The organism is Pseudoxanthomonas sp. G3 (genome assembly GCF_057654715.1).
On record NZ_CM172805.1, the window covers coordinates 431803 to 453918 of the forward strand.

The following is a 22116-nucleotide window of genomic DNA, read 5'->3' on the forward strand; positions in this document are numbered from 1 at the left end:
GTAAATGGCGAGCCCCATTTGTACCCACGCCATGAACCATGTTGCCCTCGCAGTCCGCCTTGACAGGGTGGGCGCGGGCAGCCCCAGGGAGGAGGGTGAAGGCAACCGCAGTCCTCCAGTTAGCAGCGTCCACGGTGAGATGCAGGCGGCGCCCGTGTGCTGGACAAATTGCGGATGTCTGCTTCGGTTCGGAGCCGCGCACTGTCGACCCCGGTCAAGCAATCCGCCGAACGAACAGGGGGCCATTATGTGGTGCTGTGCACAGTGCCACACAATGGCGCTGCCTGGCGCCACCAATCCCAGTGATGGCGCATAACGTGGCGGGACGAGTGCCCTAATAGCCCACGCTGGGCATGACCAGCATGCGTCGGCGCCTGATCCGACCGTCCCATTCTTGCACGACAAGGAACGGACGGTGTGGCTACCCGTTTGCAGATGACGGGCTCATCAGTAGGGGAATGCCGGACGAGTTCGTGAGCTTGTCTTCTGCCGGGCGAGCGGCGCGTCTCGAGTACGCTAACAACCTCTCGTTGGTGCCAAAGAGCCTGGTCTGGTAGGACAAGCCGCTGGCGGAGCGGACGCGGCGGGAAGGTAAATCTTGGTTTCTTGTTCGCTACTGTTGTTGTCAGAACCTCCGGACGCCGGTCAACCCGTGCAAAAGTGGCGATAGGGGCCGACACCGGTTTTCGCCGGGATACTCGCGTGGGTCGATGGCTAGGCCGTCGTCGCACACGCGAACGGCCGGTCGGTGTGTGCGGCGGCAGCTCTTTTATCATTTGGGGAGCTAGGCCCCTCGCTCAGACTGAAGTCGTCTGAGCTTAGACTTGCAAGGCGTCGAAGGGCATCTGCGATCGCTCTCGCCTTTGGCGGGACTTGGACTTTCTTGCATTCGGGGCGACAGGCGGCCGAGCACTAGTTCGTCAACAAGACCGGCAGATCGAATAGGATCAATATGGGCTAACCCCCCTGCTTGTGAGTCGACCCTTCCGCCCCTAAGATCGTGCGTATACGCCTGGCGTGGAGTACGGCCCGACTGCAAGAAGTTGGCGGCTATTTCAGGCGACAGAAGGTGCAGGGAAGCTCATGAATATATTTCTAAGTAGACCTACTTGGGTCCATGAAAGCTTTGCCCTAGGGTTGAAGACGCTAGGAACTCAGCTTGGTAACTTTGGTGTAGTGCCGCGGACCCTAGGCGTTAGCGACTATCCGAGCAAGGCGCCACTCGATGAGGTGATAGACCTTATGGAGGGATGTGCTGGGGCGATCATCCTCGGAGTGCCTCAGATCTCAGTGCGCGCAAGGGCAGTGAAAGGTAGCGCCATCACGGAGGCCTTTGACCTAGCCACGGAATGGAATCACCTGGAAGCAGCGCTCGCGTACTCCCTGGGGCTGCCTATCCTTCTGATAAAGCACGAAACGGTATCTAGGGGAATATTTGACAGAGGCGTTCTCAACGCCTTTGTTCACTCAGTAGACATGACGCGTCCGGCCTGGTCGATGGATGAGTCGATCAATGGATCGCTCCAGCAGTGGAAAAAGAACTGCGAGTCTAAGAACGGAAACCGAGTAATAGACAAGCAGGTCATCGCACCGCCTCCCGGAAAGCCGGCATGCCCAAACTGTTCGACATCCGGCCGAAAGATGTTCTTGAGTCCAATCCCATCACCGTTCAACGAGCTTGCTGGCGGGGACTGGGAGTGCTCTAGCTGCAAGTACGTGGAGTGATCTGACGCCGGTTGTAAAGTGGAATGCGGGAGGTTGCTTGGCTCAAGCTGTCCAGTCCGGTCATCACCCTTGGCATGAGTGATAGGGGTGCAATGCAGAATCTGTTCAAGTACCTGAGTCCGCTAGCAGCTCGCGCTGTTTTGCAGAATCGGACGCTGAGGTGGTCACGACGTTCAGGGTTCAATGATCCGTTTGACCTGCAGGTCGGCTATTCAACCGAGATCGATGCGCCGGCGGTACGAGATCGTGCGCTGGATCTGATGTGGCACAGGATCATGCATCCTGGCAGCCAACCGATTACCAATGTGCTGGGACAACTCTTAGAGGTCATGCGAGTCCCCTTCTTGGTCATGGGTCGCGAGACGTTCACTCGCGAGATGACGCCGGGAATCGACGGAAGCCTCTCCCGATTGCCTGACATAGTTGCCAAGTTCAGTATTGAAGTAATTGAACACTTTGAAACACTAAAGGTCCTCTGCCTCTCAAGCATCAATGACAGCACTACTATGTGGTCTCACTACGCCGAGAACCATGCGGGAGTCGTGTTGGAGTTCGCCACTATCGATGAGCTAGATAGCGTGTATAGGTTGGCAAAGCCAGTTCAATACACGAGCAAACCTCCGCCGATTCTAGAGACAGAAGAGTTGGCGCGCTTCCTCTCGGGCGGGTTGAGCCTCACGCCAGATCTTGCCGATCTCCTAATGTTCATTAAGTCGCCTGAGTGGCAGTATGAGAACGAGTGGCGCCTTGTTACAGGTGAGGGCCGGCTCCCGCAAGATGCAGTCGAGTATGCGGGCTTTGCCACGGGTGAGTTTGTAGGCGTCTATTTCGGGATGCGAGCAGGAAACCTGAGGGAAGAGTTGGAGCCGCTGGTGAGGGCCCGATACCCGTTCGCTAAACTCTGGCAGGCTAACAAGCGAGAGCCGTTTGGAGTGAGATTCGACGCAATCGAATGAGGAGATGAGGGGGGGGCACCTAATGTCTTCAGAATCTGAGGTCTCGTGCAGTTCGAAGATTCAGTGTGGACGTTACCCGACCAGGCTTTCGTTAGCTGATTGCTGGACGAAGAACGGCTGGCGTTTCAACATGCAAGGGGCATTGCATCCTAAGTGCGGATTTGTGACGTAGAGGGCGTAAGGGCATAAGCCATTTCACGACGCTCCGCGTGGGGATTATTCGTTGGAACATTCTTTCGGGGGTCGGAGATGCTTGGGATAGGTTTTAAGCGGGTTGCTACGATGGCAAGCGCGCTGGCCGTGTCGTTCACGTGTGTGGCTCAAGATAAAGGCCAACTGAGAAGCCAAGCGAAGACGATGGCTGATGAGCTTCGTCAGGCGGGCGAGCCGATGGATCGCTGCTCGCTAGGGGCGCGACTAGCGGACGGCGCCGTTGTCACTACCGTCGATGGTAGGACGCCGCTCCAGCTTGGAGATCGGTTGTTAACGATCAACAAGGTGAACGTGGCAGAAAAGCCCGCAGGCCAAGCTGTGAGCGTACTGCGGGGGATAGCGCCCGGCACGTCTATTGAGATCGAGTTGGAGCGTAAGGCGGAACGATCAACGATCACCTTGGAATGCGAGAACGCTCGGCCCGTTATAGAGACCATCCTGATAGGCCTCGATGCCGTGGCGCGCGGCAAGTTTGAGGATTGCGTGAGCGCATTCGGCCGGCGGAGCGACTTAGGGGCGTTCGGCGCTGGAATGAAGCTCCAATGCGCAGCATTCGCTAAGAATCAGAATGAACTGAGCCTTGCAAATATGGCTTATGAAGCGGCGAGACAGGCCGTGTCGGAGGCCAACTGGGCGCCCAACTCCCGACCCGCGGTCGTCGCCGGACTTCGCCAGGCGGAAGGTTTGATCGCCCGCCAGCTTGGTGAAGCGCGGTTCCAACAGCTCATAGACGCTACCAAAGAATGGCCGGGCGGCGAAGACATGTACGTGCGCTCGGAGCCGGATATGGCGATGTTCCGTCAGGTGGCCGAACAGGCTGTTCGCTCACGACTTATCGATCCAGATTCGGCCCGCATCGAGTTTCCATTCGGGTTCTTGAGTGGTAGTTGGAAGCCCGCCTTCCAAAAGAAGATAGACGGCTATTGGACGTGTGGACTCGTGAACGCGAAGAATCGGATGGGAGGCTATACCGGGAGAACCTCTTTCGTCGCGGTGGTGAGCCCGGTCGGCGTCCTTCAGTACGTCGAGCTTGGCTCAGGGAAGGATTTTGACTTGCTGTCATCTCAATGCGCCAACTCAGTCAAGCTGCTGCCGCCCGCGCCGCCGGAGTTCAGCTCAGATCGGACGGGTGGTGCTAACCCGAGCGTGGGCGGGTCCCTCGCCGACGAGCTGAAGAAGTTGGTAGAGCTGAAGCAGAGCGGCGCACTGACGGAGGCTGAGTTCCAAGCCGCCAAGCAGCGTCTCTTGAACACGTCTGCCAAGCCCTGAAGGCATGCATCGAGCGCAATCTGAAGTTGGATCTGAACTTGATAGGGGGTAGATGACATCATGATCTTCCCAAAAGAACTCATCCCTGTACTCGGGCCCGTGCTGGGTGCACTGATCGCGGCGAGTGTGGCCTTCTTGGCTAGCGTGCTTTCCAAGGAGTCGAAAACATCTGAGCTCAGGCAGGCGTGGATCGATCATCTCCGGAATGATCTTGCTGATTTCGTGGGGACATACACGGTAATTACTGATATGGCAGGCTCGCCATTCATCCTGGATGACGACCTCAACGCGTGGGCCAGATCAGTGAAGTCCGAGATGCTTCAACTGGAGAGCGAGAGAGCAAGAATTCTGCTCAGTCTCAACCCTGACGAACATAGCGAGTTGATTTCTAAGATTGGCGTATTAGTCTCCCCCGAGGTCCTTCGCGGGGACGAGAATGAGCGAGACGAGATGCTCGACGCTTTCGTTGCGGAAAGCCAGGCCATGCTCAGGCACGAGTGGCGGCGAGTGAAGCAAGGTGAGCGGATCTATCGATTCACCAAATGGGTCTCTCTTGGTGTCGTAGCGCTCCTGGTAGTGGCTGCGGTGACTTTGGTTACGCTCTACATCGCTTGATAAACGAACAATGGTGTCGTCGTGACCGAGTCAGTCGCCTTCGAGCGTGATCAGACTGGCTTGGTGAACCCCTTTCGCCAAGTAGGCCATCAACTGGTACTTGGTCTGCAACAGGGTGGACTCGTGCGGTGCAGGCACCAGTGCCCACCGATCCAGTGCGGCCGGATCGCGTTGGAGTAGACTGACGATGTCCCGGACCAGACAGTACTCGGCCCTCGCCCAGGCCGCGGTCTCTACGTTCCTAAAGGCGTGCATCGCTCGGTGGGTGGTTGCTATGTCCAAGCCGCCCACGTAGTGCAAGCCGATCGGTACGTAGTCGGGGTCGGCACCGCGGGCCAGTTCGAGGGATCGGTTCATCATGGCTTGTTGGTGCGACTGAGACATGGGCGCCTGGCAAGTGGGAGAGTTGAGCCAAGGTAAGACGTTCTCGAGCGCGAAAACCCCACCTGCCTCTGAAAGAGGAATGTCCTTAGGCCAGAGCGCAAAGCCGCACCGCACGCCCTTGTCTGTGTTCCTGCGTCGTATCGCGTGCACGTGCGCCGTGCTGTGCCGCACGTAGCCAACCGATAATCGCTCGTCTTGTGTGTCACGCAGACGACGCCATATCTATGGGTAGTAAATAGTCCTGCTTCTACGATGCTCTCGCACAACGTAAGTCTGTCGATCGATAAAGTGGGGGTGAGGTATGCGTACCCGCTCACAGAGCAAGGTCATGAAGAGCGGCTCCAGCTCAATGCCTTCAAGAAGTCCCTGATCGCAGGTGACCTAGGTAATCCCGGTCAGGCGTGGGCGTCCAGCAAGCACGCGATGACGAACCTGTCGATCAGCCTCAAGGGCGGCTCAACGCTGAGCATCCGCTATGGCTACTGCAGTAAGCGCCAATGGTCGTGGCTGACCTTTAATCCGTCTCGCCTGACGTCGATCGACTATGCCGAGCTGCGTGCCTACATGGATATGCTGTTTCAGCAGGGGTGGCAGACGCTGTGGGATCACGGTGACCTGGCGCGACTGGATATCGCCTGCGACGTACAGGCCAACGTAGAGGACTACCTATACGTAGATCAGGTGCTGCAGGTCGAGGACAACCACGGCACGCGCTATCTCGGTGCGATGAAGGGCGCACGGCACCTGCGCATCTACGACAAGCGCAAGGAGCGCATTGAGGTTGCCGGCATCGATCTGGGTCATCCCTTGCTTCGCATCGAGGCGACCATTCTCAAGCCCAAGCAGCATCGTTTCGGGGAGATGCTTCAGGTCCATAACCCCTTCTTACCGGTGCATGTCATCGACCGGGAGCGGCTGGCAGCCTCGGAGCTTGCTGCCCTCAACAAGATCAAGACCGGTATCGCCCAGGGCTTGACGCCGGTGGGGTGCTTGGCATGGCACAAGGGCGGTGAGCGCAAGGCCGCTTTCGAGGCACTTCCCGCGGTCGCGCCGTCGTGGTGGCGACCCAGTGATATCTGGAAGTCGTATCCCGAGACGTTTGATTGGGTCCATGCGCTACTGGCCTAAGTGTAGCGGTTCTTGTCTTGCAACTGAAAAGCGTGCAATCAATTGCGCCGCGACCTCGTTGATCAAACGATGAAGCGGAGCGTTCGTAGAAGCGGATAAGTTGCGATACAGCCGAGCTTTCTTAGCAAAACCTCTTTACATGGTGACGTCCTCCGTTACGCTCGTTCCATGACCTCTCTACTTCAATCCGGTGACCGAGCGTAGGCTCGCCTCGCTTGAGCGCGATCTGCTAGACAGATTGATAATCCGGTTTGAAGAAGCACCACGACACCCTCAGCAAGCGCCCCTCGACGCGCTAGACCATTCACTGCTCTCTAGTGGCTGGCAGAAGGCGATCCGCCGAGGCGATGTCGAGACCGCGCAGCACGCGGTTATCAGCCTGCACGGCAGGGATCCTGGCTATATCTGGCGCCGACTGCGAGGCATCGCGCTGGAGGAAGTGTCCGTCGCCGACCTCGAGTTGGTGGGGCAGGTCCTGGCCATCGCCGGCAAGCAGGTCGTACGTCAGAAGCTGGGGGATCTTGCCTTGGCGCTGCACCTGACCGGTCGGTTGGCAAGCGCAGATAAATGCCGCACCGCCTGTGACCTGCTGATGTGGGTGGGAGTGCCCAGTACCGGTGGTATTGCACCGCTCCCCCCGTTACCCCCAGGAACACCTGCGCCGCTCCTGACAGCCTTGCAACAGGCACATGCCTGGCTCTCCATCACCGCACGCTCGGGCTACGTGCAAGGGCGCTGGGCGCAGCTGGTAGCGGGAGATCTTCGGCGCCGAGATGAGCTGCTCGAGCAATCCTGCTGTCCGCCCTTGGTCGAGTTCATTGTCAGGCGGGGTAGCAGTACCGATGCCCTCAACACGCTGCTGGTGCCGGTGTATTACCTGTCTAAGCATCGGGCCGATCGACTGCGCATGCTCGACCGACTACCTGAGTCTTCGCGTCGGGTGGGTGCACTGCCTTCCTACGCGTACTGCTTGTTCTCACGACCTGGCCGAGCTGCATTACGTCGGCTGCTGCAAGGCGAGCTAGGTCACTTCTGTCGCCAGGCCGGTATCACCGACCCCCTTAGGTCGGTCGGACATAGTGTCTTTCAGGTCGAGGGTGCCTACTGCCGCGATGTCCTGCAGGTAGGACACGCACAAATGATTCGTCATCGTTATGAGCAGGCGACGCTCCTTCGCTATGGCACGGGTCTGTCCGTACAAGGCGAGCTACGGCGTCAGGTGATCGCTCAGCTGCCGACGCTCTTTGAGCACCGATCACAGGTTTGTCGCGCCGACCAAGCGCGTCTGGTCACCACCAGTCCTTTGGATACGTCGCCTCCCGGCCATGTTGAGGAGGCTCGGCGTCTCTACGGGCCTCTACATCGCGGTGCGACTTTCCGTCAGAGCTTGCCTACCCCCCATGCAACGAAGTCTGGCCCGCATTTGGGGAGTGGTCTTGGAGCCAAGCCCTCCGGTCATGTCGAAGATTTGGATACCTCGTAAGGGCGTGTCAGGTCTCCCCAACGCCACACCCCAACCACTCCACCACTCGCAAAACGCAGGAACCGCGATGGCCCAACCTCAATCCCCCCGAACGCCCCGCCAATGGATCACCAGCCTGAAGCCCGATCCCAGCAAAGCCGATGTAGAAGAAGAGCACGTCCTCGCCCAAGCCTCCAAGATCATAGAGCGCCGTATGCGCCGCCAAGGCGATATGGGCAGCCCCGAGGTGGTGGCGGAGTTTCTTAAAGCCCACATCGGTCATCAGGACAAGGAAGTGTTCTACGTCCTGTGCCTCGACACGCGCCACCGCGTGCTCCATGGCGAGGTGCTGTTCACCGGCACGATCGACTCGGCCGAGATCCATCCGCGTGAGGTCGTCAAACTGGCCCTCAAAGCCAACGCCGCCGCCGTCATCGTCTCGCACAACCATCCCTCGGGCGACACAACGCCTTCCGCAGCAGACCGGGCCATCACCCAGCGCCTGAAGCAGGCGCTGGCCCTGGTCGACATCCGACTGCTGGATCACCTGGTGGTGAGCTACGAGTGCTACACCAGCATGGCGGCGCTGGGGTGGGTATGACCGCAGGCCCTACTAGCGATAACAGGTTCTTACTCCATCATTCCGCTGTGGAGGGGCAGGTGGTGCCGGCGGATGATCTGTCGCAGCAGACCGGGGCGTATCTGGCAGCGTGCTTGTCGGACGCGACCCAACGCGCCTATGCGGGGGATCTTCGCGACTACCTGCGCTGGGGCGGTACCTTTCCGGGCCAGCCGCAAGACATCCTGGCGTATGTCAGTGAGCGCGCGCAGAACCTGCGCATCTCCACGCTGAGACGTCGCCTGACAGGGATCGGCATGGCGCATGTGATGGCCGGTGTGCCGGATCCGACCCGCTCACCGCTGATTCGTAAAGTGCTACGCGGGGTGCAGCGCGTGCATGGCGTGGCACAGCGACGGGCAGTACCGATCACCGAGGCAGACTTGGCGCGCATGTTTGAGGCCGCGCAGAGCCTGCCTGAGCTTCGGGATCGGGCATTGATGTGGCTGGGCTTTGCAGCGGCGTTGCGACGCTCAGAGATCGTGGCCCTGCAGGTCGAAGATCTGAGCTTTGAGCGCAGCGGTCTGACGGTGCGGCTGCGCCGAAGCAAGACCGATCCTTACGGACGCTCGCGATTGATCGGTATCCCGGAGCAGGCGGGAGGTCGGGTGGCGATCGCGGCGGTAAAGGTGTGGTTGCAGGCCGGTGGCGTAAACGAAGGTGCGCTGTTTACCCGCATCCTGGTCTCGGGCAGGCGCGGGGCGCGGTTGTCGGATCAATCGGTCGCGCTGCTGATCAAACGCTACGCCGCAGCGATCGGCTTGCCGGCAGAGCGCATCTCCGGGCACAGCCTGCGCGCGGGCTTTGTGACCAGTGCGGTGCGGGCAGGCGCCAGCTTGGTGTCGATACAGCGCCAGACCGGTCATGCTTCGCTGGACATGCTGGCCCGCTATATCCGCGAGCTGGACCCGTTTGTCTGCAATGCCCATGCGGCGATGGCGCTGCCGATCACGCAGGACGATCGATGAGGGGCCTTCATGCAAACACGCGCATCACGCGTGCGCGCGCGTCAACCGGTGCGGTCGCTACGAAGGCTGGCCAACAGGCGCTTCTGCTCGGTCACGGTCAAGGTGGCGATCACCCGGATCAGCTCGGCCAGCACGTCGGTCTCGGCCAGCAAGCTGGACAGCGGCAGGTTGAGCTCTTGGGCCAACCGGTGGGCGGTGGTGAAGTCCGGCTCGGAGGTTCCGCGCTCATAGCGGGTGACGCGACTGGAGACCACATCTTCGGCAAGCCCGATGCGTCGGCCGAGTTCTCGCTGCGACAGCCCTGCTTCCAAACGCGCCTGCTTGAGGCGTTTGGCAAAGGTATCGCGGAGTTTTGGCTGCGGAGTGGCCATCCAAAGCGGTCATGGTGCTCCGCGTCAGGGTGGCGTCTTTGATTGGCTCTGTATGCTACATTATTTGTAGCGACGACCTGCGCGATGGCATGCGCATCTATGGCTCTGTGCCGAGGACATCTCGATGGTGTTATCCCGCGTAATGGTGATCAGTGCTGTGGTGGCGGGCGTGCTCGCCGCCTCTGGGTGCACGCAAGCGCCCGTACAAAATCCCCGGCATTTGACCGAAGTGGATACGGCGCGACGTGCACAAACGCCCAGTCCGAGCAGCACGCTATTCGGCGTAGACCTCAATAAGCCCACCGACCTGCCGCCCTGTGATGCGTTTGAGGCAGAGCCTAAGCCCAGTTGCACGAGCAAGGAGGGCATTGAGCTGCAGGCCAGCGAGGTGGCCGAGGTGATGGATCGGCCGACGCTGAGCGTCACTTGGGATGCACAAGGCAAGGTGCAATCGGTGAGTGCATTGACCCAGCCTGCGATGGCGGAGGCGACGCTGAGCATGATGATCAGCAAGTTTGGTCTGCCCGACTACCAGGACGCAGCGGTTCTGCCCCGCTACCGCAACACCTGGCGATGGACTTACCAGGATGCCGTCGTCGGCTACATGGATGTGGAGAGCTTTGTGCTGGTGTCGCTGACCACGGCGGAGCAGGCGCGTCGGGATCAGGCCAAGGCCGCGCAGGAGCTTGAGGAGGAGATCCAGCGCAGCGCGCAGAAGCGCACGCTCTGATCCCGGGTCGTCGGCGCGCCGTGCAGGCGGTGCAATTAATTGCATGGGCCATAGCGACCGGCAGCCCCACAAGCGCGACGTCACGCGCACCGGCCTGTGGACGCCATTTTGACCCGGCATCGGCGCTCCGCGAGAATGCCGGCTTACCGTCCACGAGAGCTAGGCTTATGGAACCCCAGGCGCAACCTGATGCCGACACGGCGCAACGGGTGCTGATGGCACGGAAGGCCCTGCAAGACGGCAAGCTTCATGTGCCGCCGCACATGGACGCCTTGGCGCAGGAGATCAAGCAGGCGCCCTTGCTGGCCAACGGCCTGGTCGATACGACGGCGCTGTCGTCAGAGGCGCTGATGCTGGCCCGCATGTCCGGGTTGGCCGTACAGCATGGGAAGCATGAGGCCGCGCCCGCGCCGTCGACGATGTCCTCGGCGGATATGCAGGAAACGCTGTTTGCGTTGTTTGCTCAGCTGTTTGGGGCGCTGACGGGGCGCGCGGTCGAGCTGGTCAACAACGAGGAAGAGATCAGGGACCTGATGGTGTGGCGCGTCCGCCACGACACCGAGGACTTTAGGAGCAGGACCAACGAGGTGTTGGACGCGCTGGCGTCGTTTTACGATGCCAATACGATCGAGCTGTTTAGGCGCGCGCAACAGTTGGGGGGCATGCGGCTGTTGTCGGGTGGGCAACGTAAATTTGAAGGGTCGGCGCTGACCTCGCTCCGGCTCACCGCGCTGTATGCCGACACGCAGCTGATCCCCGATCCGATCTATCCGTTCTTGGAGGGCGACCTCAAGCTCAACGCCGTGCACCTGCAGATGGCGATCGCGCTGTTTCATATGTTGAAGCTCAGGCCCTTGGTCGATGCGCGCCTGCCGGTGCCGCCTGTGTTTGTGTTTCCGAGCTTCGAGCGCAGCTTGCAAGAGGGCGATGCGCATACCAAGTTGGGCATCGAGAAGCTGATCGTTAGCGTGATCGGTCCCCATTGCAAGGGCACGATCGAGTCGCTGGATGATCTGGCCGCGTACGTAAGGCGGCAAGACGATACGTTTGCGCAAGACTTGCTCAATGCCAGGCTCTTCGTCCCGCCCAACGGTACGCCTGGGCAGTTGCTCAGCGTTGCGCAGGCGCGCGAGGCCTATCTGGGGGAGTTGACGGGGATTAGGGCCCAGGACGAGGTAGAGGAGCTGAAGCGGTGGCCTGCGTCTGCGCTGATTGTCAACGGCATCATGGAGCGCTTGTTCCCGCACTATCACCTGCTTGAGAACGCGGACGAGATGAACGCGCAGCCGCTGCTATCGCAAGCAGCGCATTGGCATTACTTCGAGATGTCGGCCAGGGCGAGCGCGCAAGCGTTGGTGCGCACGAATGTGCTCTCCGAGCAGTCATATCAGACGCTGCGGGCCATTCAGGACGACAGCATGGGATGGCTGGCCGATATCCCCATGGACACCCTCCGAGACTTGATCGCCAACAATGAGCACCGCTGGTTTAGGGAAGAGATGAATGCGCACACCGAGCGGGTGGCGATGCAGTCACCGATCGATGCCGATGCGATGGTGCGTGAGGTTAATCATGGGCTGGCGGCGATGGTGCAGAAGCAGCAGGCGGTGATGAACGAGATCCAGAAGAAGTACGCGCCCGGCAAGGTCGCCGTGATCGCGGCCGGCATCGCAGGGGTGGGCACCGCGGGGCTCGTGACGATGATGCCGATGCTCTCGCCGCTGCTGGGTGCCACGCTCCCGTCAGTGGCCGCCGTGGGCTCCGTGGTGGGCGCGGCGGTCGGGGTGGGACAGGCCAAGGTGGGCGAGCTGGTCGAGAAGCGCCAGGCGCGTCGGTCGATGATCGGGGTGCTGGCGGCGCGCAGGCCGCAGTAGCCCCGGCTGCATCATGCGGGCCGTGGGCGGAACATAAGCGTGAGGGGCAGGGTCGATGCGCGCGATCATCGGCCCGGCCGATAAGGACACGTCGGCGACGGGCGGGATGTCGGATCGCACGCAGGTCGTCCGCGCCGTGCGTGATCGGTTACCCGTACGGCCACCGAGGAGGACCATCCTCGCAGGGAGTGCGCGCGTGCTCGGATCGTGGGGCATGCGTCTTGAGTCACGGTCCGCGCACGCGGCCTGCCGCGCGCACGGGGAGGGCAGGGCCGACCATGACGTCCGCCTCTCGCATGCCAAGCAACATGCGAACGAGGGTCTCGCGGTGCCCGCGCGAGGGGTTAGCCCAGCGGTGGATTGAGGCGGTCGACCAAGGCGGCCACCCAGGCGGCTAAGCCTGGCGTACTCGTCTGCGCGATGTGCGCACAAAACAAGACCGGTGCCAGATCGCTGACGGGCGTGAGTGTGATGCCGGCATCTGCCAGGGACGGTGCGAGGGAGGCGGGCAGCAGGGCGCTGCAATGCCCGGCGAGCAAGAGGCAGCGCAGCGTGGGGGCATCCAGATAGGCCACGTCCCGAAAGCGTACGCGCCGCGGTACCTGATCCAGCGTGCGGCTCAGATCCGAGGGGATATAGATCGGGCCCAGCAACGCCAGCTCCCAGAGCAGCACATGCGAGCGATCGCCGTAGTCGTCTTGGCTGGGCAAGGCGGCCAGCAACGGCTCTTCCCACAGCGGATGCTGCAGGGTGCCGGGCAGCGGCAAACGGGCGGGGGCGATCAGTACCTGGCCATCGGTGGGGGAGGCTCGTGCGGGGGCACGGGCGAGAGCCCCCGCACGGCCGGGGTCGGCATCTGCCGGTTGAGGGCGAGTAGGTGCGGCAGCTGGCCGCCGGCAGAGAAGGTGAAACTCAGGCGCAGCCGCAGGCCCTCGCCTTGGTGGGTGGTCCTGACATGGAGATCGGCGACCTGCTGCAGCAAGCGACGGGCCTCGATGGCCATGTGCTGGCCCTCGGGGGTGAGCAGGACGCGATTGCCGGTGGTGCCGAGCAATGAAAACCCGAGATCGGTTTGTAGGCGCTTGAGGGAGCGCGAGAGTGGGGACTGCTGCATACCCAGACGCTTGGCCGCGCGCGTGATGCTCAGCTGTTCGGCCACGACCATGAAATTACGCAGGTCTTTAAGTTCTAGACGTTCCCGACCAGACGGGCGGCGGGGGAGTGCAGCGGACATAGGGGCCTCAAAAAAAAGCCGCCCCTGGGGGCAGGGGCGAGAGAGGGGATCCATCTGAGAGTGCGAGGTAGCGCAGGGCGTGCGTTAGACACGTCTAGAGCAGAAGACGCGAGGGATACCGCAAACCCTACCCGCCACGCGTGCGCGCGGCGCGCTCCCTTGCAGGGTGCAACATCGATACGTCTGCGCATGTTTTGGCGGGTCGGACGCGACGGCACAGCGCCGCGTGCTTGGGATGTGGGCAGACTATAGTCCGTCGACCCTGAGTCGACACGCTCGTATGGTCTCGGGCAATGACCCAGGCCGCCGACCCGACACCGCTGCAGCTGAGTTTTGGCCGGGTGCTGCGTCGGCTGCGGACCGAGCGCGAGATCTCGCAGGGCGCACTCGCGTTGGAGTGCGATCTTGACCGCACCTACATCTCGTTGCTGGAGCGGGGCCTGCGCCAGCCCACGCTGACCACGCTGGTCGTGCTGGGCACCGCCCTCAACGTCGATCCGGCGGACCTGGTCAGGCAGACCGTGGCGGCCACGCTGTCTTCAGCCACGCTCAAGCCGAAGTTGTCTCGCCTGAGCAAGTAACCTACGCGCCGACAGCGGCGACAGACATCGCCGCGTCATGTCGACGATCGCGGCCGCGCATGCAGTCCTGCACACCGCCGGGCGTCCCTGTTCTTGACCGGGGCGCTTCCCGGCACTGTTAGCGCATGTCCCTGTCACCGCCCCTGTTACTGACCGCATTTGCGCACGCGCTGACCACGATGCGTACTGAGCGTGGCATCACGCGCGAGCAGTTAGTGCAGCGGTGCGGCCTGACCCACGAGGGTGTGATGGCGATGGAGGCCGGCGCGCATGTGCCGACGCTGGAGGAGTTGGTTGCGCTGGCGCAGGGGCTCGGCTGCGAGGCTGCGGATCTGATCGATCGCACGCTGCATGAGGCCGCTCTGGTGGAGGCACGCGATCCTTGCGACGGGCCCGCGTAACGCGGGCGGTGCGCGAAACGGACTGAGGTTAGATCACGGCAAAACCTCGGGATTATCGGGGCGTGCAGCAGTATTGACTTCCGGAGGTAACGTTCTTTGTTCCGGATGTGCTGTACGAGGAAGAGCTGAGCGATCAGTATGCGCAGCTGCTCGGGCTGGGCCTGCAGGTGCGCAGCCAGTCGTCGTTGGCAACCGAGTACGTGGAGCGGCTGCGCCGCCAGTACGCCCGGCCGAGTACCAATGACTTGTTTGCGCTGGCCTTGGCCCGCGACATGGGGTGTCCGCTCTTAACCGGAGATCGCGCGCTGCGTGAGGCCGCGGGCGTGGAGCACGTGGAAGTCCACGGCACCTTATGGGTGATGGAAGCGATGTGGGATGCGGGCCTGATCACCGTGGAGCGCGCGCAGGCAGCGTATGAGGCCATGCGGGCACAATAGTCGTCTGCCGTGGGAACAGGTAGAGGCGCAACTCGAACGCTGGCGTCGAAGCGCAGGCTGATCGGCGGCGCGTAGGACGCCTATCGCGAGTACGTCGCTACACGTCTGAGCTTATATCGATCGCGCTGGCCTGCCTCGACATCGTGCCTGCCCGCCACGGGCGGATAACTAAATCCAGTAACATAAATGCACTGCGCTTGCCCTGCGCGTTCTTAAGGTGTTGATGGAATGACCAAGCCTACGTTGGACTCCTTGGCGGCGGCAAAAGCCAAGCTGGCCGAAGAGCTGCGCAAGTTGGAAGAGCAGGAAGTGCAATTGCGGCAGCAACAGTCGGCCGATGCGTTCTCCGAGATCATGGGGTTGTTAACGCAGTACGGCAGTCTGTTTAGCGCCAAGCAGAAGGCAGACATCGCCGCCGCCGCAGGCACCAGTACGCCGAGCCGCGCCAAGAAGGCGGCGAAAACCGGCAAGGAAGTAGCCCCGAAATACTGGCTGCCGCACTCCGGCGAGACCTGGACCGGCCGGGGTCGTCCCCCGCGCGCGTTCGCCGCCTGGGAAGGCACGGCGGCGTACAAGGAATGGAAGGCCAAGCACCCGACTGAGAAGTTCCCGAAGTTTCCGGGGTAAGTAACGACGAAGCGGGGCGTGCACCTGCGCCGCCTTGCGTAGTAGCGAGATCCCACTGACGCCTCAGCGCGTCAGTGAATCTGCCGCGTTTATCCATCGTCTGGGGAGGGGATGTATAAAACGGCGGCAAGCGGCCGGCTGTCGCTCGTTGGGCGTCTGCGCCGTTTGACGGTATGTATCCCTCATCCCCGTCCCGTACTGCTTGATGAGCAGGGCGCTGATCGTGCTGTCCCACCTAAGCGCTTAGCTCGGTAACCCGATCCCTCACCACACCATCGTCACCCACAAGGAGAAGTCGCATGACGTCCAGTCCCATTCCCCCATCGCGCGTGATGGGATTTGATCCTGTTGCGATTTACGGGGAAAGCGCTGAGCGCGCCACCTTATTGATCGGTGTCGATACCGATACGGCGGTAGGCAGGACGACGGCGCTTATCCTGATGTGCGAATCCGGAGACGGTAAGCTTGCCTTCCCACGCGTGGTCGTGATCGCACCACCAGTGGCCGCGTGGGCAAAGACCGATGAGGAGATCATCGCGTTGATCGCGCAAGGCGGTGGTGAGCTGCGAGGCTCAGCGCTGCTGCCCAAGGAAGTGAACGTCATCGAGCAGCGCGTGACGATCGTGCGCTGCGAAGACGTGAACGCTGCCTCGTTGCTCGCTCACGTGGCGAACGCTGACGGTGATTTCCTCATGGTGCCGATGGCAGAGATCTATCGGGATGCCAGAGCAGTGGCCGGTGCGCCGCACGGGCGCGCCACTGCGTTGTTGGCAGAGGACATCTGGGTGCCGCATGTGGCGACGTGGCTGCCAGAGTGCATTGCGCACGTGGGCAAAAACGAGAGCGTGATCCTGTTTAGTATTCCTGGTCAGCTGATAACACGTGACACGAACGAGGCCGCCATTGACGCGATCGAAGGCCTGCTCGTTGCCAACTTTGGTTATGAGGGAGAGGTGCAGCAGAACGCTTTTGTTGCAGAGAATATGCAGCAATGGGCCGTCCTGGCGGAGATGGGGCGAGCGAACGAGGCGTTGGCACAGATCGAGGCGTCTGATCTGAGCGCAGGCATAAAGCGGCAACTCAGGATCCAGGTGCTTTTTCGGGGGAAGGAGCGGGAGCGGGCGGCCGAGGAAATTCGCGTGCTGCTCGCCAGTGGCGTGAAGATACCGCCCGAAAACGCGGTCCGGTTTGGGTGGATGGCGCAGGAGGGTGGCGATGCCGCTTCAGCGAAGACGCTCATCAGGCAGGGGATAGAGGACGTGAGCGAGAAGTCCCACCTCGCGCGCGCCTTGGGAGCGTGCACAAAGCTGGATGACAGCGAGCTGGAGGTGCGTGTGTACGAGCGCCTACGAGGGCTGTATCCGGAGAGTAAGGATCTGATCGACTACCGGGCGCGCTTGCTGCTGCGCTGGAGTCGGGAGATATCCGGTGATCGGGTTGGCCATGTGATCGCCAACATCACCTTGACCGGGCACGACGAACGCATTGCCAACGCGTTGCGCGATCTCTCTGCTACCGGAGTAGAGGCCTTAGTCGAGCTGAGCCAGCCTTGGCCGGCCGACCAACGCGATTTTGCAAGGCTATGCGGCGCGAATAGGCTGCTGGCCCTCAATGAGGCAGACAAGACCATTGCGCTAGCGATGCAGACGTCCAAAGATGGTGCCCATGCGCGACGTATCAATTGGCTGCTGATCACCGCGCTCAAGCGCGTGCTGCTGGAGAAAGAGGGAGCACACGACGAAGGCTTCTACAACGAGGTGTTCCCTCGGCTGCGCGACTATGTCGCCGCTCACCCGGATGACCCGGAGTTGCGGGAAGACTTCCGGGGGCTGTTCAGTGTCGAGACCAGTGGTAGCTGGGGGCTTGCGTTACTGGTCAAGCAGACGATGGATCTGGCCACCCGTGCCGTGGCTGTGACCATCGATCCGCCGGTGGTGAAGGTCGCCTCGCCCCAGCAATTTGGTGCGTTCATGCAGCGCGCTGATCAGTGGATGGGTCAAGCACGTGCCATTGACGTGAGCAGCACGGTACTGCCTGACGCTGTCATCGGCGATGACGACCCGGGCGAGCTGCTGGAGGCGCTGTCATCGGCGGTCGACTACCTGATCGAGACGTGGGAGCCTGACAAGGCAGCCAATGTAGAAAATGTGGCCTTTGTCGGGGCGATGCTCGCCAGAAAGGTGCCGGACACGCTCATCGACATCCAGATACTCCGGCTGATCGCCAGCCGAAGAGCGATGGACGGTAAGGTCCAACGCAGCCGCGATCTGGCCGAACAGATTCTTGAGCTTGCCGGCACGTCCAAGATCCGAGGGCGGCTGGCGTGGGGCGCGTATGCAGACCTCTATCAGCGCTCTCGGCATCCGTTGGATGCGCTGATTGGGCTCTCGTCAGCGTTCGCGATCGATGTACGAGTCGATGCGCCGACGCTGTGGTGGGAGACCTACACGCTGTTCCGTAGTCTGAGAGACGTAGGCCTGTTCCCCTTCGCGCGCGAGCTGCTGGTGCCGCTCCAGCGCCTGCAGGAAGTGGTCGCTGACAACCCGAAAGGACGCGCGCGCATGCGATCGCTGGAGCTGGGAGTGCGGTTGCTGGATAGGCAGGACCGTACCCCGGCCTTGCTCGAGCAGTTTGTCAGTGAAGCGGCCGATCACTGCGTCTCGGTCAAGGGCATGAACGATGAGCTGATTCCGTCACTTGCGTTGCTGGTGCAATCGATGGGGCTGCTCGAAGGCGTAGGCGGCGTGGTGCCTGAGCACGTCAAGAAGATCAGAGCGGCGGCGATGGAGCAGGTGACACCCGAAGATCGGGCCTATTTGGAGGCGATCTCGGCCGCCCATCCGACCATCGAAGGGGCGGCCCGTCTGCACAATCGCGTGGAAGTGGCGCGACACGCGGACGATGCGCCGGGCGATCTTCTGGCCGCCGAGCTTGCTGCCCGACGAATCCTGTCCGAGCCGGCGTTGTCTGCCGAGCATGCAGCAACGGCGATCGAGCTGCTGGCTGATCGCGAGTTGGATCCGGCGGCGATCGAGCGCGTCCTGGACGTGACTTGGCCCTCGCAGTACCTGCATGAGATCCGACCCCCGGCAGGCGCGGCCATCATGATGGGCTTGGACCTCGAGGGCGACCTGACGCTACTGACCTCAACCGAGCAGGGCGATACGGTTGAGCGGCTAACTCGTGCGGCCGAATCTTTCGGCCAGGCGCTGTCGAAGTGGAACGAGGACTACCCGTTGCGGTACGGGAAGATTGAGCGCGAAGAAGGTAACAATGAGTTCTTCGGTAGCATGGCATCGGTGGCGATACCTCTGCCGGAGGCGCCCAAGCTTGTCGTGGTCGGCGAACCGGCATTGCTGCAGATTCCGCTTAATCTCGTGCCCAAGGGGAATGCGTTCGCGGGCCAAAGCCAGGCCATTGGCTATGTGCCTTCGCTGACGTGGCTGCACTCCACCCGTGCGCGCCCGAGGAATACCCCTACCCGGCGTGTGGCGTGGATCTCCGATCCGGGCGATGTCGCGGATAGCAGTGCCTTGGTCGCGGTCATCCAGCGCACGGACGCGGCATTTCAGGCGCATGACTTTGAGGTCAACACCAGCGGGTCGCTGCCCAACAACCTGGTCAACGCGCAAATTGCGGTGATCGCCGCGCATGGCAGCGTGGGTACCGATGGCCGCTTTTTGCATCGGGTCACCGATGAGAAAGAGCTGGTGATTTCACCGCGGGTGCTGACCCAAGCGTTGGCAGGCACGGAACTGGTGATCCTGTTCATCTGCAGCGGTGGGCGCGTCGATAGGGATCCGCAGGCCAACACGGCGATCGGCCTGCCCAAGCTCCTGTTGATGGCCGGCTCGCGCGTGGTCATTGCCTCGCCGTGGCCGATAACGCCGATAATCTCGGGTTGCTGGCTCGAGACGTTCATGGCCGAGTGGGATCGGGGACAGACCGCGTTGGATGCGACGTTTGCGGCCAACGCTGCGGTCGATGCGAGGTTCGGGCACGTGCCGCAGTACGCCATGGCGATGACCGCGTATGGCGATGTGATGCTGACCAAGCCGCCGGCTGTATAGCGGCTGCGTGAGAGGTCTGCGGTGCTATGGCCCGCAGACCTCTGGACGGGCGCGCGGGCGTTCCCCATCACCACGGAGCAATAACGATGGCGCAATGGCATCCCGATCTTCTGAACCGGCACATCGCACCCGGCATCGCAGACTTTACGGCGTGCGAGATTCCGGACCTGGCACCGGAGTTCGAGCGTGCATCGAGCTGGATCTCCACGCTGTTCATGGTCTCGGCGCTGCAGTCCGAGTACAAAGGCAACGCGCGCCAGTTCGTGTCCAACATCGTGTTTCGTGGGCATGCCTGCTTCGAGCTGTATCACCAGGCGCGCGACACGACGATGGAGTTCATCGCCAAGAGCAGCCTGCACAGTCCTCGCCTACTGACGTACTACCGGGCTGTGAGAACGTGGGAGGCATGCCTGATCAATCTCCAGGTACTGACGGAGGTAGTGACCAAGCTGTCGGGAAAAAGGATGTACGTGCCGGCGGATGGCTCGGTACTGCAGCGTGCTTACGATATGGCGAACCTTGTCAAGCACTGGGGTAAAGCCATAAACAGTGGCGCTCATGACGAGGGGGATACGCTGCCGCTATGGCTTTCCAACGCCGGGCTGGTATCCCGACCCTACTCGCTCAGCTACCTCGAAATCGCCGAGCTGATTCGTGATGCCGCCGAGGCGGCGGAGCAGGTCTATAACCCGATAAAGAGTGCCAAGACTCCGGCGGAAGCCGAGACCAAACCGGTGGCGGCAGAAGGGGCGGAGTAGCGCGCCGGGGAGTCGCCGCGCGGCGCCCGTCAGCCTCTTGATTCCGCCCGGACATGCGAGGACGATGCTCTGATCTCGGGGGAGAGGGGTGCACCATGTTCTGGGCCTTTGTCATCTTTGTTGTTCTTGTCGTTATCGTCATGGCGTCCGGCAATGAGAAAGCCAAAGAAGCCGCACGATTGGCCTATCTCGAAGCGCTGGAGAAGCTGAAGAAGAATCCCAGCAGTAGCGATCTCAGGCAGCAAGCGCTGGCCACAGGCCGCAGCTATGCCAACCTGGTGCGCGACAATAAGGGCAACACCACCTTCGATGAGGTGGCCCTGATGAATGACATCAATGCGGCGTGCGCCAATGCACATGCCCAGCCGGATATGGCGCGCATCGAGGCTAGCTTCTCGATTGAAGAGCGGCTCACAAAGCTCCAGTCCCTTCGTGACACCGGACTGATCAGCGACGATGACTACCAGACCCGCAAGCGCGAGATCTTAGGTCAGATCTAACGTAAAACCGTCAGGTAGAGCCTGCGTGCTGCCGCAGGGGCCAGAACTATCGGGTAATACACAATTATCGATACTTCGCACTCTCAGGCGAGACCGTTAAGTAGGAGCTCGCGCCATGCAATTGATTGCAGCCGGCCGTTACCAAGGAGGGAAGCAATGCTTAGCAAGAACCCGACACACGATCCGCCGTCGACCTGCGCTTGTTGGCCCGCTGTAGCGGCTCTAAGATCGAGATGTGCCAGGGGTGGTTTGCCTGACGATGGGCGAGGAAAGTGCGAATGCCGTGGCCCCGGCATGGGTTATCAGGGGTGTGCTTCTAACGGGAGAAGATCCATGGTGTGGAACATGCTTGTCGGCGCCTGTCTGGCGATCGCCAGTCCTTCGGTGCTCGCGCAGGCGGCCTGTGCAGATCTCAGTAAGGCTGTCGAGTTTCAGCTCAAGAAGGCAGCTTCGAGCTCTGCCGAAGGCATAACCGATAACAGCGCCCCTCGCGCGACGCTCCGAGAGCTACGGATATCCAACAGTCTTGCGCTGGTGGAGATGAATCTCACGCTGATGGCGCAGAACAAGTGTCCGCCTCGCCAGAAGCCAGTCGATCCGATGATCTATTTTGGAGAAGCGCTTGACTGCGAGATCGCCACGCAGAAGGATGAGAAAGACTCGCCGAAGTGCAAGATGGACACTTGGCAGGGGGTGATCACCCCGGCCAGTGGCAGTCCCGGCTGAGAGCCAGTCGAGCCGTATCTGTTTCGCGAGTCGGCTTCCGCCACGGCGTCAGACCGCAGGATGAGAATTGGGCATGTACATAGCAAAGACACCGTTCGAGAACCTTGAGGTCGAGACGGGCATCACGCTGGCGTCCATACCGGACAGCGAAACGGTCACAGACGGCTTTGAGCGCCTCACCGGCGGGAAGGGCATGTCGGTTGAAGCCGAGACGGCGATCCTCTATCGCGTCGTCGCGATGCGCTACGCCATCATGATCAAGCAAATGATGGAATCAGGCGAAGACGCGCCTAGTCATGGGTCCATCAACCTCATCACGAGAATACTGGACATGTCGGTGGATTGGTCGGAGATGGCCCCGGATCATGTGCGCATGGAGAGTATCGCGAGCAACCTCAATCGTGCGCTTGAGCAGATGATGCATAACCTGGGCGTACGTCGTGGCTGAGGTTGCCTAGAGCGGCCTAG

At 61.4% G+C, this 22116-nt stretch carries 23 protein-coding genes; 19 read left to right on the forward strand and 4 right to left on the reverse strand.

Going from position 1 to position 22116, the window contains the following annotated elements; all coding sequences use genetic code 11:
* The first annotated feature begins 1083 nt into the window (after positions 1-1083).
* The 4 genes from AC23D6_RS01980 (at position 1084) to AC23D6_RS01995 (ending at position 4778) form a co-directional block, all read left to right on the forward strand.
* Complete coding sequence (locus AC23D6_RS01980; RefSeq protein WP_487751171.1) at positions 1084-1725, forward strand: hypothetical protein; 642 nt, start codon at positions 1084-1086, stop codon at positions 1723-1725.
* A 92-nt stretch (positions 1726-1817) separates the two neighbouring features.
* Positions 1818-2681: a DUF2971 domain-containing protein gene (locus AC23D6_RS01985; RefSeq protein WP_487751172.1), complete on the forward strand. Its 864-nt coding sequence runs from the start codon at positions 1818-1820 to the stop codon at positions 2679-2681.
* 282 nt (positions 2682-2963) lie between these two features.
* Positions 2964-4163, forward strand: a complete 1200-nt coding sequence (locus tag AC23D6_RS01990) for an SHOCT domain-containing protein (protein WP_487751173.1) — start codon at positions 2964-2966, stop codon at positions 4161-4163.
* A 60-nt stretch (positions 4164-4223) separates the two neighbouring features.
* Positions 4224-4778 carry a hypothetical protein gene (locus AC23D6_RS01995; protein WP_487751174.1) on the forward strand — a complete coding sequence of 185 codons (555 nt, stop codon included), beginning with the start codon at positions 4224-4226 and terminating at the stop codon, positions 4776-4778.
* Between the two features lie 30 nt (positions 4779-4808).
* On the opposite strand, the gene AC23D6_RS02000 is transcribed toward AC23D6_RS01995, so the two are convergent.
* Entirely contained in the window at positions 4809-5135 is a 327-nt protein-coding gene (locus tag AC23D6_RS02000) for a hypothetical protein (RefSeq protein WP_487751175.1), read from the reverse strand.
* A 279-nt stretch (positions 5136-5414) separates the two neighbouring features.
* Here AC23D6_RS02000 and AC23D6_RS02005 point away from each other — a divergent pair, with 279 nt between their 5' ends.
* The 4 genes from AC23D6_RS02005 to AC23D6_RS02020 all read left to right on the forward strand — a co-directional run bounded on the left by AC23D6_RS02005 (position 5415) and on the right by AC23D6_RS02020 (position 9339).
* Positions 5415-6290, forward strand: a complete 876-nt coding sequence (locus AC23D6_RS02005) for a hypothetical protein (RefSeq protein WP_487751176.1) — start codon at positions 5415-5417, stop codon at positions 6288-6290.
* Positions 6291-6480: 190 nt separating this feature from the next.
* Positions 6481-7773 (forward strand): hypothetical protein, encoded by a 1293-nt coding sequence (locus tag AC23D6_RS02010; protein ID WP_487751177.1) that lies wholly within the window; start codon positions 6481-6483, stop codon positions 7771-7773.
* A 67-nt stretch (positions 7774-7840) separates the two neighbouring features.
* Complete coding sequence (gene radC, locus AC23D6_RS02015) at positions 7841-8353, forward strand: RadC family protein (RefSeq protein ID WP_487751178.1); 513 nt, start codon at positions 7841-7843, stop codon at positions 8351-8353.
* 59 nt (positions 8354-8412) lie between these two features.
* On the forward strand, positions 8413-9339 hold the full coding sequence (locus tag AC23D6_RS02020; protein ID WP_487751179.1) for a site-specific integrase: 927 nt from the start codon (positions 8413-8415) through the stop codon (positions 9337-9339).
* A 41-nt stretch (positions 9340-9380) separates the two neighbouring features.
* Here AC23D6_RS02020 and AC23D6_RS02025 read toward each other — a convergent pair whose 3' ends face one another.
* On the reverse strand, positions 9381-9710 hold the full coding sequence (locus AC23D6_RS02025) for a helix-turn-helix domain-containing protein (RefSeq protein ID WP_487751180.1): 330 nt from the start codon (positions 9708-9710) through the stop codon (positions 9381-9383).
* Positions 9711-9834: 124 nt separating this feature from the next.
* Between AC23D6_RS02025 and AC23D6_RS02030 the strand changes: the two genes are divergently transcribed.
* Positions 9835-10440, forward strand: a complete 606-nt coding sequence (locus tag AC23D6_RS02030) for a hypothetical protein (protein ID WP_487751181.1) — start codon at positions 9835-9837, stop codon at positions 10438-10440.
* Between the two features lie 167 nt (positions 10441-10607).
* Positions 10608-12314: a hypothetical protein gene (locus AC23D6_RS02035; protein WP_487751182.1), complete on the forward strand. Its 1707-nt coding sequence runs from the start codon at positions 10608-10610 to the stop codon at positions 12312-12314.
* A gap of 344 nt (positions 12315-12658) precedes the next feature.
* Here AC23D6_RS02035 and AC23D6_RS02040 read toward each other — a convergent pair whose 3' ends face one another.
* Entirely contained in the window at positions 12659-13081 is a 423-nt protein-coding gene (locus AC23D6_RS02040) for a type 2 periplasmic-binding domain-containing protein (protein ID WP_487751183.1), read from the reverse strand.
* Between the two features lie 14 nt (positions 13082-13095).
* Positions 13096-13548 (reverse strand): LysR family transcriptional regulator, encoded by a 453-nt coding sequence (locus AC23D6_RS02045; RefSeq protein ID WP_487751184.1) that lies wholly within the window; start codon positions 13546-13548, stop codon positions 13096-13098.
* A gap of 293 nt (positions 13549-13841) precedes the next feature.
* Here AC23D6_RS02045 and AC23D6_RS02050 point away from each other — a divergent pair, with 293 nt between their 5' ends.
* The 9 genes from AC23D6_RS02050 (at position 13842) to AC23D6_RS02090 (ending at position 22096) form a co-directional block, all read left to right on the forward strand.
* Positions 13842-14129 carry a helix-turn-helix domain-containing protein gene (locus AC23D6_RS02050; RefSeq protein ID WP_487751185.1) on the forward strand — a complete coding sequence of 96 codons (288 nt, stop codon included), beginning with the start codon at positions 13842-13844 and terminating at the stop codon, positions 14127-14129.
* A gap of 125 nt (positions 14130-14254) precedes the next feature.
* Entirely contained in the window at positions 14255-14530 is a 276-nt protein-coding gene (locus AC23D6_RS02055; protein WP_487751186.1) for a helix-turn-helix domain-containing protein, read from the forward strand.
* Between the two features lie 107 nt (positions 14531-14637).
* A complete protein-coding gene (locus tag AC23D6_RS02060) occupies positions 14638-14967 on the forward strand; it encodes a PIN domain-containing protein (protein WP_487751187.1) in 330 nt (109 codons plus the stop codon).
* A 228-nt stretch (positions 14968-15195) separates the two neighbouring features.
* Positions 15196-15594 carry an H-NS histone family protein gene (locus AC23D6_RS02065; RefSeq protein WP_487751188.1) on the forward strand — a complete coding sequence of 133 codons (399 nt, stop codon included), beginning with the start codon at positions 15196-15198 and terminating at the stop codon, positions 15592-15594.
* Positions 15595-15893: 299 nt separating this feature from the next.
* On the forward strand, positions 15894-19664 hold the full coding sequence (locus AC23D6_RS02070) for a CHAT domain-containing protein (protein WP_487751189.1): 3771 nt from the start codon (positions 15894-15896) through the stop codon (positions 19662-19664).
* Between the two features lie 86 nt (positions 19665-19750).
* Positions 19751-20422 (forward strand): hypothetical protein, encoded by a 672-nt coding sequence (locus tag AC23D6_RS02075; protein WP_487751190.1) that lies wholly within the window; start codon positions 19751-19753, stop codon positions 20420-20422.
* A 95-nt stretch (positions 20423-20517) separates the two neighbouring features.
* A complete protein-coding gene (locus AC23D6_RS02080; protein WP_487751191.1) occupies positions 20518-20922 on the forward strand; it encodes an SHOCT domain-containing protein in 405 nt (134 codons plus the stop codon).
* A 333-nt stretch (positions 20923-21255) separates the two neighbouring features.
* Complete coding sequence (locus AC23D6_RS02085) at positions 21256-21648, forward strand: hypothetical protein (RefSeq protein WP_487751192.1); 393 nt, start codon at positions 21256-21258, stop codon at positions 21646-21648.
* Positions 21649-21721: 73 nt separating this feature from the next.
* A complete protein-coding gene (locus AC23D6_RS02090; RefSeq protein ID WP_487751193.1) occupies positions 21722-22096 on the forward strand; it encodes a hypothetical protein in 375 nt (124 codons plus the stop codon).
* Positions 22097-22116: the final 20 nt, after the last annotated feature.

Excerpts from the sequence above, each read along its gene's own strand:
- AC23D6_RS02055 (WP_487751186.1), top strand. The coding sequence starts at position 14,255 with ATGTCCCTGTCACCGCCCCTGTTACTGACCGCATTTGCGCACGCGCTG.
- AC23D6_RS02065 (WP_487751188.1), top strand. The coding sequence starts at position 15,196 with ATGACCAAGCCTACGTTGGACTCCTTGGCGGCGGCAAAAGCCAAGCTG.
- AC23D6_RS01995 (WP_487751174.1), top strand. The coding sequence starts at position 4,224 with ATGATCTTCCCAAAAGAACTCATCCCTGTACTCGGGCCCGTGCTGGGT.
- AC23D6_RS02045 (WP_487751184.1), bottom strand. The coding sequence starts at position 13,548 with ATGTCCGCTGCACTCCCCCGCCGCCCGTCTGGTCGGGAACGTCTAGAA.
- AC23D6_RS02070 (WP_487751189.1), top strand. The coding sequence starts at position 15,894 with ATGACGTCCAGTCCCATTCCCCCATCGCGCGTGATGGGATTTGATCCT.
- AC23D6_RS01990 (WP_487751173.1), top strand. The coding sequence starts at position 2,964 with ATGGCAAGCGCGCTGGCCGTGTCGTTCACGTGTGTGGCTCAAGATAAA.
- AC23D6_RS02080 (WP_487751191.1), top strand. The coding sequence starts at position 20,518 with ATGTTCTGGGCCTTTGTCATCTTTGTTGTTCTTGTCGTTATCGTCATG.
- AC23D6_RS02050 (WP_487751185.1), top strand. The coding sequence starts at position 13,842 with ATGACCCAGGCCGCCGACCCGACACCGCTGCAGCTGAGTTTTGGCCGG.
- AC23D6_RS02035 (WP_487751182.1), top strand. The coding sequence starts at position 10,608 with ATGGAACCCCAGGCGCAACCTGATGCCGACACGGCGCAACGGGTGCTG.
- AC23D6_RS02000 (WP_487751175.1), bottom strand. The coding sequence starts at position 5,135 with ATGAACCGATCCCTCGAACTGGCCCGCGGTGCCGACCCCGACTACGTA.
- AC23D6_RS01980 (WP_487751171.1), top strand. The coding sequence starts at position 1,084 with ATGAATATATTTCTAAGTAGACCTACTTGGGTCCATGAAAGCTTTGCC.
- AC23D6_RS02025 (WP_487751180.1), bottom strand. The coding sequence starts at position 9,710 with ATGGCCACTCCGCAGCCAAAACTCCGCGATACCTTTGCCAAACGCCTC.
- AC23D6_RS02085 (WP_487751192.1), top strand. The coding sequence starts at position 21,256 with ATGGTGTGGAACATGCTTGTCGGCGCCTGTCTGGCGATCGCCAGTCCT.
- AC23D6_RS02005 (WP_487751176.1), top strand. The coding sequence starts at position 5,415 with ATGCTCTCGCACAACGTAAGTCTGTCGATCGATAAAGTGGGGGTGAGG.
- AC23D6_RS02075 (WP_487751190.1), top strand. The coding sequence starts at position 19,751 with ATGGCGCAATGGCATCCCGATCTTCTGAACCGGCACATCGCACCCGGC.
- radC (WP_487751178.1), top strand. The coding sequence starts at position 7,841 with ATGGCCCAACCTCAATCCCCCCGAACGCCCCGCCAATGGATCACCAGC.
- AC23D6_RS02030 (WP_487751181.1), top strand. The coding sequence starts at position 9,835 with ATGGTGTTATCCCGCGTAATGGTGATCAGTGCTGTGGTGGCGGGCGTG.
- AC23D6_RS01985 (WP_487751172.1), top strand. The coding sequence starts at position 1,818 with ATGCAGAATCTGTTCAAGTACCTGAGTCCGCTAGCAGCTCGCGCTGTT.
- AC23D6_RS02090 (WP_487751193.1), top strand. The coding sequence starts at position 21,722 with ATGTACATAGCAAAGACACCGTTCGAGAACCTTGAGGTCGAGACGGGC.